Source organism: Brevibacterium rongguiense (assembly GCF_009857845.1).
Lineage (GTDB): Bacteria > Actinomycetota > Actinomycetes > Actinomycetales > Brevibacteriaceae > Brevibacterium > Brevibacterium rongguiense.
Genome location: NZ_WWEQ01000017.1, coordinates 42,905 through 53,755, shown reverse-complemented (window position 1 = coordinate 53,755; position 10,851 = coordinate 42,905). Strand labels below are relative to the sequence as shown.

Below are 10,851 nucleotides of genomic sequence, written 5' to 3'. Positions count from 1 at the left end.
GCGTTAGCGTGGGACATGAAGGCCTCCTGTGATGCGTGAGCGGTTTGTCGACAGCTCCACTCTCGCAATGGGAGGCCTTCACCTGTCAGCGGGTAGACCGCGATTCACGCAACAACGTCCCTGGACATCACACCTAGTCCGCGCCGCCCTCGCCGAGCGCTGCGCGCAGCCGGGCCACGAAGCGGGCGCTCACCGCGTCGAGGCCGGTGAAGGAGACGCGGCGGCCGCGCCGGCGATAGCGCTCGGCCACGGCCTCGAGCGCCGCGACGGCGGTCGTGTCCCACACCGCTGCCCGGGCCAGGTCGATCGTGACCGCGCCGGTGCCCGCGCCGTAGTCGAACGCCTCGACGAGCTCGCCGGAGGACGCGAAGAACAGCTGGCCGGAGACCTCGTAGCGCTCCGGGCCGCCGGTCACGGACACGATGAGCGCCACCCTGCGGGCGAAGGCCACCATCGAGGCGAGCACCCCCACGATGACGCCGACGGCCAGGTTGCGGGTGGCCAGGGTGCCGAGCACCGTGAGCGCCATGACCACCGTCTCGCTGCGCGGCATGAGCGCCAGGGTGCGCAGGCTGTGCCAGTCGAACGTGGTCGCCGCGACCACGAGCATGACCGCCACGAGGGCCGCCATGGGAATCGCCCCCACCCACTGGCCCAGCAGCACGGACAGGGCGATGAGGAACGCGCCGGCGAGGAAGGCGCTCAGCCGGGTCCGGGCGCCTGCCTGCTTGACGTTGACCATCGTCTGCCCGATCATGGCGCAGCCGCCCATCCCGCCGAAGAACCCGGTGATGATGTTCGCGATGCCCTGCCCCCAGGCCTCCCGGGTCTGGTTCGAGCGGGTATCGGTGAGGTCGTCGACGAGGCGGGCCGTCAGCAGCGACTCCATGAGGCCCACGAGGGCCAGCGCCAGCGCATAGGGCGCGATCGTGGCCAGGGCGCCGAGCGTGACGGGGATGTGCGGGATCACGGGCACGGGGAACGCATCGGGCAGCCGGCCCTGGTCCCCGACGGTGGGCACGTCGAGGCCGAGGGAGACGACCGCGAGTGTCACGAGGAGGATCGACGCGAGGGGCGCGGGGAAGGCCTTCGTCAGGCGCCCCGCGACCGCGATGATGACGAGCCCGGCGGCCACGAGCGGGTAGACCGGCCACGGCACGTCGATGAGCTGGGGCAGCTGGGCGGTGAAGATGAGGATGGCCAGCGCATTGACGAATCCCACCATGACCGAGCGGGAGACGAACCGCATGAGCCTGGCGACCCCGACGGCGGCGAGGAGGAGCTGCATCGCCCCGCCCAGGATGACGGTGGCAAGCAGGTAGTCGACGCCGTGGTCGCGGGCCACGGGGAAGACGACGAGGGCCACGGATCCGGCGGCCCCGGAGACCATGCCCGGGCGCCCGCCGAACACCGCGGCCGCGCAGGCCATGGTGAACGCGGCGTAGAGGCCCATGCGGGGGTCGAGCCCCGCCACAATCGCAAAGCTCAGCGACTCCGGGATGAGCGCGAACGCGGTGATCAGCCCGCCGAGGACCTCGCGGGTGAGCAGGCGCGGCGAGCGCAGCGCCGCCCGCACGGAGGTCGCTGCGCCCGCGGTGCTCGGCGGCCCGGGCACGGGCCTCAGAATCCCAGCGCGCGGGCGCGGGCGACGATCGCCTCGGCGGTGCGGACGGCCTGCCGGGCGTAGCCGCCGCCGAACAGGCGCACGTGGGCGAGCAGCGCGAAGAAGAGGTGGGCCGGCAGATCCTGCCGCCAGCCGCTCGGCAGCCCGGCGGCCGCCTCGTAGCCGGCGAAGATCTCCTCGAGGTGCGGAGCGCCGAACAGGGCGAGCAGGGCGAGGTCCTCGAGGCGGTGGCCGCCGTGGGCGCTCGGGTCGATGAGCGTGGCGCCCCCCGCAGCGAACAGGACATTTCCCGCCCACAGGTCCCCGTGCACGCGGCTGGGGGCTTCGGCCGGGCCGCCGGCGATCCCGTCGAAGGCTCCCGCGCGCACCGCCGCGAGCGCCTCCTCGACCGCGCGGCGCCCCGCGGCATCGAGCGCATCGGCCGTCGCGGCGGCGAGCGGTGCGAGGCGGTCCTGCGCCCAGTAGGTCCGGAAGTCGCCGCGGTGGGCCACGGAGACCTCGAACGGCGCGTCGAGCGGGCCGAACCAGAGCCGCTCGGAGGGCGCGGCGCCGAACGCCTCGGCACCCGCCGCGTGCAGCGCAGCGAGGCCCCTGCCGAACGCCCGCGCCGCCGCGGCGGTGGGCGGCACGGCCTCGAGGCGCTCGAGGAGCAGACGGTCCTCCCGGACGTCCAGCACGCCCACGACCGGGACCGCCGCCGGCGCGGCCAGCCAGGCCAGCCCCGCGGCCTCGGCGGCGAAGAATCCCGGGGGAGCGGCGGGGCTTTCCTTGGCGTATTCCTCCATGCCCCCCACGGTAGAGCAGAGCGGCGGGCGCCGGGGCCGGCGGCGGGCCGCCCACCACGCCGGCCCGCGCCAATCCCCGGCCTGCGGGGCGCCTGTGCGTAGCATGGGAGCATGGCGACCAGCACGACTTCCCCCGCTGCTGGCACCGGCCGCCGCAAGCGCGCAGCTCCCCAGAGCGCGCCGGCACCGGAACCCGCGGGGACGAAGCAGACGACGAACCCCGTGACCGGCGCGTGGATGGGAGTGGCACAGATGGCAGGCAACCGCACCCGGCACGCCCTGAGCGAATCCGAGACCGCGGGCTCCGAGCACCCCGACGAGCGGCCCCAGGGCCGCCGCGACGGAACCGGCTTCTTCCTCGTGGGCCTCGCGATCGTCGTCGCGGCCTTCGAGTGGTGGAACATCCCCGGCCCGGTGGGCGACGGCGTGCGCGCCGTCATCGAGGGCACCCTGGGCCGTGTGGCCCTGGCGCTGCCCATCATCCTGCTCGCCTATGCGATCCGCCTGTTCCTGCGCGGCCACGACACCCGGGGCAACAACCGCACGCTCATCGGCACGATCGCCTTCGTGCTCGCCGCTGCAGGCCTGGCCCACATCGCCGCCGGCATGCCGAACTTCGCGAACTCCCGCGCGGCGATGGCCAACGGCGGCGGCGCCCTGGGCTTCGTCATCGCCTCCCCGCTCGTCACGGCCGCGACCGTCTACGTCGCCGCGCCGCTGCTCGTGCTGCTGGGACTGTTCTCCGTGCTCGTGCTCACCGCCACCCCGGTCAACCGGATCCCCCAGCGGATCGCGGCGCTCTACGAGCGCCTCGTCGGCGACCCCGCCCAGCGCGCAAGCGAGGACGCGGCCGCCCCGACCGACCTCGTGCGCGATGACCAGCGGACCTCCGCACTGCCCCCCATGGGCCGCAAGCGCGGCAGCCGCAAGCAGCGCGCGGCCGGTGCCGCGGCCCAGGGCGACGAGGCCGACCCGGCCTACGACAAGGCCTACATCCACGAGGACGACGTGGCGGCCGACGCACCCGCCCCCGCGCGCGGCGCCGGGCGCGGGAAGCCCGCGGGCGCCTCGGCGGCTGGGGAGCTCTACGACGTCGACGCGGACGCGGACGCGGGCGCGGATGCGCCCAAGCCCGGCCAGCGCCGGCCCACGAAGGCCGAGCGCGAGACCCAGCGGATCAAGCGCGAGGCCGGCATCGCCGACGAGGCGCCCACCACCGCCCTCGAGCGCGAGCCGGATCCGGCGAAGACGGTGCCGGCCGTGTCCACCCCGGCCCCCGAGGCCACGGGGGAGCTGCCCCAGCGCGTCGCCCAGCTCGAGCTCGCCGGCGATGTCACCTATGCGCTGCCCTCGTCAGACTACCTGCTGGCCGGCCCGCCGGCCAAGGAGCGCTCCGAGGCCAACGACCGCGTCGTCGAGGCGCTGCGCGAGGTCTTCGAGCAGTTCAACATCGACGCCGAGGTCTCCGGCTTCTCCCGCGGTCCCACCGTCACCCGCTACGAGGTGGAGCTGGGCGTGGGCACGAAGGTGGAGAAGGTCACCGCGCTGAGCAAGAACATCGCCTACGCCGTGGCCAGCGCCGATGTGCGCATCCTCTCGCCCATCCCGGGCAAGAAGGCGATCGGCATCGAGATCCCCAACAGCGACCGCGAGACGGTGGCCCTGGGCGATGTGCTGCGCTCGCAGGCCGCGCGGAAGACCGACAACCCCATGGTCGTGGGCCTGGGCAAGGACGTCGAGGGCGGCTTCGTCGTCGCCGACCTCGCGAAGATGCCCCACCTGCTCGTCGCCGGCGCCACCGGCTCGGGCAAGTCGAGCTTCGTGAACTCCATGATCACGTCCGTCATGATGCGCGCCACCCCGGACGAGGTGCGCATGATCCTCGTCGACCCCAAGCGCGTGGAGCTGACGATCTACGAGGGCATCCCGCACCTCATCACGCCCATCATCACGAACCCCAAGAAGGCCGCCGAGGCGCTCGAGTGGGTCGTGCGCGAGATGGACGCCCGCTACGACGACCTCGCGTTCTTCGGGTTCAAGCACGTCAAGGAGTTCAACAAGGCGGTGCGCGAGGGCCGGATCCAGCCGCCGCCCGGCTCCGAGCGCGACCTCCACCCGTACCCCTACCTGCTCGTCGTCGTCGACGAGCTGGCCGACCTCATGATGGTCGCCCCGCGCGATGTCGAGGCCTCCATCCAGCGGATCACGCAGCTGGCGCGCGCCGCGGGCATCCACCTCGTGCTCGCCACCCAGCGCCCGAGCGTCGACGTCGTCACGGGCCTCATCAAGGCCAACGTGCCCTCGCGGCTGGCCTTTGCCACCTCCTCGCTCGCCGATTCGCGCGTCGTGCTCGACCAGCCCGGCGCGGAGAAGCTCATCGGGCAGGGCGATGCGCTGTTCCTGCCGATGGGCGCCGCGAAGCCCATGCGCGTCCAGGGCGCCTGGATCAACGAGTCGGAGATCGAGCAGGTCGTCACGCACGTGAAGGGCCAGCTCGCCCCCGCCTACCGCGAGGACGTCGCGGTCGAGGCGCCCAAGAAGCAGATCGACGAGGAGATCGGCGACGACCTCGACCTGCTGCTGCAGGCCGCCGAGCTCGTCGTCACCTCGCAGTTCGGCTCCACGTCCATGCTCCAGCGCAAGCTGCGGGTGGGCTTCGCCAAGGCCGGCCGGCTCATGGACCTCATGGAGTCCCGCGGCATCGTGGGCCCCTCCGAGGGCTCGAAGGCCCGCGATGTGCTCGTCACCCCGGAGGACCTGCCCGCCACCCTCGCCGTCATCAAGGGCGAGGAGCCGGCCGCGCCTGCACCCGCCGCCGAGCAGGCGGGGGAGGCCCAGGCGGTGGAGCCGGCCGGGGCGGGCGATCCGTACGCCGCGGACATCTACGCGACGGGCATCGAGCCCCACGACGGCCTCGAGGTGGTCGAGGCCGAATCCGAGGACGCCTGGGAGCTCACCGGCCGATGAGCCGCCGCCCGGGCCCGCGGGCGGGCGCCGGTAGAGTGAGGATGTGATGAGCCAGCAGCGAGACGCAGTGCCCCCGCGCGACCCGGCCCCGCCGAGCCCGTGGAACGTCCCGAACGCGCTCACCGTGCTGCGGATCCTCATGGTCCCGGTCTTCGCCGTGCTCCTGCTCATGCACGGCGGGCAGGACCCCGTCCTGCGGCTGTGGGCGTTCGCGGTGTTCGTGCTGGCGATGCTCACGGACAAGATCGACGGCGACCTGGCCCGCAAGCACAACCTCGTCACCGACTTCGGCAAGATCGCCGACCCCATCGCGGACAAGTCGCTCATGGCGGCGGCGTTCATCGGCCTCGCACTCATCGGGGCCCTGCCCTGGTGGATCCCCGTCGTCATCCTCGTGCGCGAGTTCGGCATCACCGTGCTGCGCTTCGTCGTCATCCGCTACGCCGTCATGCCCGCCTCCAAGGGAGGCAAGCTCAAGACCGTGCTCCAGACCGTCGCGGTCGCCCTGTTCCTCCTCCTGCTGCCGGTCAGCGCGCTGGGCATCGGCTGGCTCACGCTCTGCCTCGTCGTGCTCGCGGGCATCTCGCTGGCCGCGGCCGTGGTGGTCACGCTCGTGACCGGCGTCGACTACTGCATCCAGGCCTATCGGCTCGTGCGCGACGCCCGGGCCCAGCAGGCGTGAGCCGGGCCGCGGCGGCGATCGGCGCCCTGCGGGAGGCGGACCTCACGGTCGCCACCTGCGAGTCCCTGACCGCCGGCCTGGTGGCCGGTGAGCTGGCCACCGTGCCCGGTGCCTCGGCCGTCCTGCGCGGGGGCCTCATCACCTACGCCACGCAGCTCAAGGCGGTCCTCGCCGGGGTCGACCCGAGCCTGCTCGCCGCCCGGGGGGCGGTGGATCCCGAGGTCGCCGAGCAGATGGCGCTGGGCGCGGCTCGGGTGTGCGGGGCCGACATCGGCCTGGCCTGCACCGGTGTGGCCGGCCCGGAGCCGCAGGACGGCCGGCCCGTGGGCCTCGTCTACACGGCCCTGGCCCGAGGCGGTCGTGCCCGGGCGCACGAGCACAGGTTCGGCGGCGACCGGGTCGCCATCCGGGCCGCAACCGTCGCGGCGCTGCTGGAGCGGGCGGCGCGGCTGCGCTGAGCCCGCGCCGTGGACCGGGCCGCGCTCCGGGCCGCTGTCCGCGCCGCCCTCCGCGCCCGGTGCCTGTGCCGGGGCTGTCCCTGCCCTGCGCGCGGGCCACGGCCGCGGTTGGAGCTGGCTGGCAATCGTCTCGCGGGGCGGCGCCGGGCTTCTGCCGGGGCGCCCGCCTGGGTAGCCTGGGGAATGAATCGGCTCGAAGCGTCGTTCGATTGTGCGTATGACTGCGAAGAGGATGACCAAGCCGACGACGAAGACCATCACCATCCCGCCGCCCCGAGGAGGACGCACCATGACATTGGTCCGAACGGAGATCGGCGATACGCTGCGCGCCACGCGGCGCCAGCAGAACCGCACGCTGCGCGATGTCTCCACCGGCGCGAGCGTCTCCCTGGGCTACCTCAGCGAGATCGAGCGGGGGCAGAAGGAGGCCTCCTCCGAGCTGCTCGCCTCGATCTGCGAGGCCCTCGACATGCCCGTGTCCGCGCTCCTGCGCGAGGTCAGTGACCGCATGGCGCTGAGCGAGGGAGTCCAGATCCCCGACACCGTGCCCGCCGAGCTCTCCGAGCGGGTGCTCGCCGACGAGGCCATGGCGGGGCGCTGAGTGCGCCACACCCTCTACGCGCGCCTCATGGACGATGAGTTCGGCCGGGTGCGCGCGGCCTCCCTGCACACCGACCTGGCGCTGAGCGCCCTGGGCTCGCTCACGCCGGCGCAGGCGCTGGCCGCCGGCCACGATCCGCGCGAGGTGTGGACCGCCGTGTGCGATGCGACGGGAGTGCCGGACGAGCGCAGGCTCGGGCGGGACCCGAAGCCGCGCTCGGCCCCGTTCTGAGCGCCCGCGCTGCCGGGTGCGCGCAGGCCGGCCCCCGTCCGGGGGCCGGCCTGCGCACGTTCCGGGGGCAGCCGCCCGCACCGCCGCGGGGGCGAGGGCAGCTCGACACGCCCGTCGCATATCGAACACGTGTTCGCATGATGCGCTAGGCTGGCGCCAGCGCCTGTGACCGCCGGGGCCCCCGAGCCCCGCCGCCGTCCACAGGCCGCCCATGAGCGGGAGCCGTGTCAGTGCCCCGCCCTAGAGTGCAGGCACAGGCATTCCACAAGGAGGAGACATGGCAGGCAAGACCGCGCGCACCGGCGCAGGCAGCAGCTCGGACAACAAGGCGAAGGCCCTCGAATCGGCGCTGGGCCAGATCGACCGCCAGTACGGCAAGGGCGCCATCATGCGCCTGGGCGATGAGACCCGCGCCCCCATCGAATCGATCCCGACGGGCTCGATCGCCCTCGACATCGCGCTGGGCATCGGCGGCCTGCCCCGCGGCCGCATCGTCGAGATCTACGGCCCGGAGTCCTCCGGCAAGACGACCGTCGCCCTGCACGCGGTGGCCAATGCCCAGAAGAACGGCGGCATCGCGGGCTTCATCGACGCTGAGCACGCGCTGGACCCCGAGTACGCCAAGAAGCTCGGCGTCGACACGGACCAGCTCCTCGTCAGCCAGCCCGACACCGGCGAGCAGGCACTCGAGATTGCGGACATGCTCATCCGCTCGGGTGCCCTCGACGTCATCGTCATCGACTCGGTGGCCGCGCTCGTGCCCAAGGCGGAGATCGAGGGCGAGATGGGCGACTCGCACGTCGGCCTGCAGGCCCGCCTCATGTCCCAGGCGCTGCGCAAGCTCACCGGCGCGCTCGCGCACTCGAAGACGACGGCCATCTTCATCAACCAGCTCCGCGAGAAGGTGGGCGTGTTCTTCGGCTCCCCGGAGACCACCTCGGGCGGCAAGGCGCTGAAGTTCTACGCCTCGGTGCGCATCGACGTGCGCCGCATCGAGACCCTCAAGGAGGGCACCGACGCCGTGGGCAACCGCACCCGCGCGAAGATCGTGAAGAACAAGGTCGCCCCGCCGTTCAAGCAGGCCGAGTTCGACATCATCTACGGCCACGGGATCTCCCGCGAGGGCAGCCTCATCGACATGGGCGTGGACAACGGCATCATCCGCAAGTCCGGGTCCTGGTTCACCTACGACGGCGACCAGCTGGGCCAGGGCAAGGAGAATGTGCGCAACTTCCTCGCCGACAACCCCGGCCTCGCCGAGGAGATCGAGCTGAAGATCAAGCAGAAGCTCGGGCTCATCGCCGTCGAGGGCGAGGCGGAGGAGCCCGCGCCGGCGCAGCCGGAGCCTGCAGAGGCCACGGCGGGCGGTGCGCCGGCGGTTCCGGTCGATGTCGACTTCTGAGCCGGCCGGGGGAGACCCGCGCACCGCGGTGCTCGACTCGCTGCGCACCGCAGTGGGCCGGGTCGCCGCGGAGCCCGCAGGTCCCCGCACCGCAGCCCAGGAGGCCGATGCCGCCGGCGTGGACGCGTCCGAGTACGCCCGCGCGAAGAAGCGGGCGCTCAACATGCTCGCCGCCCGCGACCACGGCAGCGCCGAGCTGCGCGACAAGCTGCTGGCCAGGGAGCACCCTCCGGAGGTCGTCGAGTGCCTCCTCGAGCGGCTGGAGCGCTCCGGCCTCATCGACGATGAGGCGTTCGCGCGCGCCTTCGTGCGCGCCAACCGCGAGCGGCGCGCGCTGTCGAAGACCGCGCTGCGCCGCGAGCTCAGCCGGAAGGGCCTGGAGGCCCAGACGGTGGCCGCCGCCGTCGATCCCGTCGCCGACGAGCACGAGGTCGCCTTCGGCGTCGCGATGAAGAAGGCCCGCTCGACTGTGGGCCTGCCGCGCGAGACCCGCGAGCGGCGCATCCTCGGCATGCTCGCGCGCCGCGGATTCCCCTCCGGCGTGTGCATCGACGTCACGCGCAGGGCGCTCGACGAGACGTGAGCGGCGGCGGGCGGACGGCGGATAGAATGGGCCCGCTATGACACACGCTCCCGCCGCCCCGCTCCCGCGCACCTACGAGGTCAAGACCTTCGGGTGCCAGATGAACGTCCACGACTCCGAGCGCCTCTCGGGCCTCCTCGACGACGCCGGATACAGCGCCGCACCGGAGGGCGAACAGGCCGACATCGTCGTGTTCAACACCTGCGCCGTGCGGGAGAACGCGGACAACCGCCTCTACGGCAACCTCGGCCAGCTGCGCGAGACCAAGGAGCGCCGGCCGGGCATGCAGATCGCGGTGGGCGGGTGCATGGCCCAGAAGGACCGCGACACGATCGTCAGGCGCGCCCCCTACGTCGACGTCGTCTTCGGCACCCACAACATGGGGTCCCTGCCGGTCCTGCTCGAGCGCGCCCGCCACAACCACGAGGCGCAGGTCGAGATCAAGGAGAGCCTGGAGGTCTTCCCCTCCACGCTGCCCACGAAGCGCGAATCGACCCACTCCGGCTGGGTGTCCATCAGCGTGGGGTGCAACAACACCTGCACCTTCTGCATCGTGCCGGCGCTGCGCGGCAAGGAGAAGGACCGGCGCCCCGGCGACATCCTCGCCGAAGTGGAGGCGCTTGCGGCCCAGGGCGTCATCGAGGTCACCCTGCTCGGCCAGAACGTCAACTCCTACGGGGCGGAGTTCCGCGACCGCGGCGCCTTCGCCAAGCTCCTGAGGGCCGTGGGGGCCGTCCAGGGCATCGAGCGCGTGCGCTTCACCAGCCCGCACCCCGCGGCGTTCTCCGCCGACGTCATCGATGCGATGGCCGAGACGCCCACGGTGATGCCGCAGCTGCACATGCCGCTGCAGTCGGGCTCCGACGCCGTGCTCAAGGCCATGCGGCGGTCCTACCGGACGAGCCGCTTCATGCGCATCCTCGACGCCGTGCGCGAGCGCATCCCCCAAGCCGCGATCACGACCGACATCATCGTGGGCTTCCCCGGCGAGACGGAGGAGGACTTCGAGGGCACCCTCGACATCGTGCGCCGGGCACGGTTCTCACAGGCCTTCACCTTCCAGTACTCGATCCGGCCGGGCACGCCCGCGGCGACGATGCCCGACCAGCTGCCCAAGGCCGTCGTCCAGGAGCGGTTCGAGCGCCTCACCGCGCTGCAGGACGAGATCTCCTGGGGGCTCAACCGCGAGCTCGTCGGTACCGAGGCCGAGGTGCTCATCACCGGCGCGGCCGATGCGCGGCACGGGCGCATGCCCGGCCGCGCCCGCGACAACCGCCTCGTGCACGTGATCGCCCAGGGCGCCGCGGCCGGGGCCCGGCCGGGCGACATCGTCACCACGTCGGTGACGGAGGCCAAGCCCTACTTCCTCATCGCCGATGCGCCCGCGGCGCTGCGGCGCACCCCGTCCGGCGATGCGTGGGATCTCGCGCAGGCCGCGTCGTGCGGCACGGGGGCGGGTGTCGGCGCGCCCGGGGCCACCGTCCTCGGCATGCCCACGATCCGCGTGGGCGCCTGAGC

At 73.0% G+C, this 10,851-nt stretch carries 10 protein-coding genes; 8 read left to right on the top strand and 2 right to left on the bottom strand.

What is annotated here, in order from left to right; all coding sequences use genetic code 11:
* Window positions 1–133 precede the first annotated feature (133 nt).
* Together GSY69_RS05800 and GSY69_RS05795 are read right to left on the bottom strand one after the other, a co-directional pair.
* Window positions 134–1,615: a SulP family inorganic anion transporter gene (locus tag GSY69_RS05800; RefSeq protein ID WP_160952927.1), complete on the bottom strand. Its 1,482-nt coding sequence runs from the start codon at window positions 1,613–1,615 to the stop codon at window positions 134–136.
* Between the two features lie 5 nt (window positions 1,616–1,620).
* Complete coding sequence (locus tag GSY69_RS05795; protein ID WP_160952926.1) at window positions 1,621–2,409, bottom strand: fructosamine kinase family protein; 789 nt, start codon at window positions 2,407–2,409, stop codon at window positions 1,621–1,623.
* A 252-nt stretch (window positions 2,410–2,661) separates the two neighbouring features.
* Between GSY69_RS05795 and GSY69_RS05790 the strand changes: the two genes are divergently transcribed.
* The 8 genes from GSY69_RS05790 to miaB all read left to right on the top strand — a co-directional run bounded on the left by GSY69_RS05790 (window position 2,662) and on the right by miaB (window position 10,849).
* Window positions 2,662–5,376, top strand: a complete 2,715-nt coding sequence (locus tag GSY69_RS05790) for a DNA translocase FtsK (protein ID WP_160952932.1) — start codon at window positions 2,662–2,664, stop codon at window positions 5,374–5,376.
* Between the two features lie 46 nt (window positions 5,377–5,422).
* Entirely contained in the window at window positions 5,423–6,058 is a 636-nt protein-coding gene (gene pgsA, locus GSY69_RS05785; RefSeq protein ID WP_160952925.1) for a CDP-diacylglycerol--glycerol-3-phosphate 3-phosphatidyltransferase, read from the top strand.
* On the top strand, window positions 6,055–6,516 hold the full coding sequence (locus GSY69_RS05780) for a CinA family protein (RefSeq protein ID WP_160952924.1): 462 nt from the start codon (window positions 6,055–6,057) through the stop codon (window positions 6,514–6,516). The genes pgsA and GSY69_RS05780 overlap by 4 nt, the downstream gene beginning before the upstream one ends.
* Window positions 6,517–6,805: 289 nt before the next feature.
* Complete coding sequence (locus GSY69_RS05775; protein ID WP_202410851.1) at window positions 6,806–7,117, top strand: helix-turn-helix domain-containing protein; 312 nt, start codon at window positions 6,806–6,808, stop codon at window positions 7,115–7,117.
* The gene (locus tag GSY69_RS05770) at window positions 7,118–7,348 is read left to right on the top strand and encodes a DUF3046 domain-containing protein (protein ID WP_160952922.1); all 231 of its coding nucleotides are present in this window, start codon (window positions 7,118–7,120) and stop codon (window positions 7,346–7,348) included.
* Window positions 7,349–7,625: 277 nt separating this feature from the next.
* Entirely contained in the window at window positions 7,626–8,750 is a 1,125-nt protein-coding gene (gene recA / locus GSY69_RS05765; RefSeq protein ID WP_160952921.1) for a recombinase RecA, read from the top strand.
* The gene (locus GSY69_RS05760) at window positions 8,737–9,333 is read left to right on the top strand and encodes a regulatory protein RecX (RefSeq protein WP_160952920.1); all 597 of its coding nucleotides are present in this window, start codon (window positions 8,737–8,739) and stop codon (window positions 9,331–9,333) included. Before recA ends, GSY69_RS05760 begins: the two co-directional genes overlap by 14 nt.
* A gap of 37 nt (window positions 9,334–9,370) precedes the next feature.
* Window positions 9,371–10,849 (top strand): tRNA (N6-isopentenyl adenosine(37)-C2)-methylthiotransferase MiaB, encoded by a 1,479-nt coding sequence (miaB, locus tag GSY69_RS05755; RefSeq protein ID WP_160952919.1) that lies wholly within the window; start codon window positions 9,371–9,373, stop codon window positions 10,847–10,849.
* Window positions 10,850–10,851: the final 2 nt, after the last annotated feature.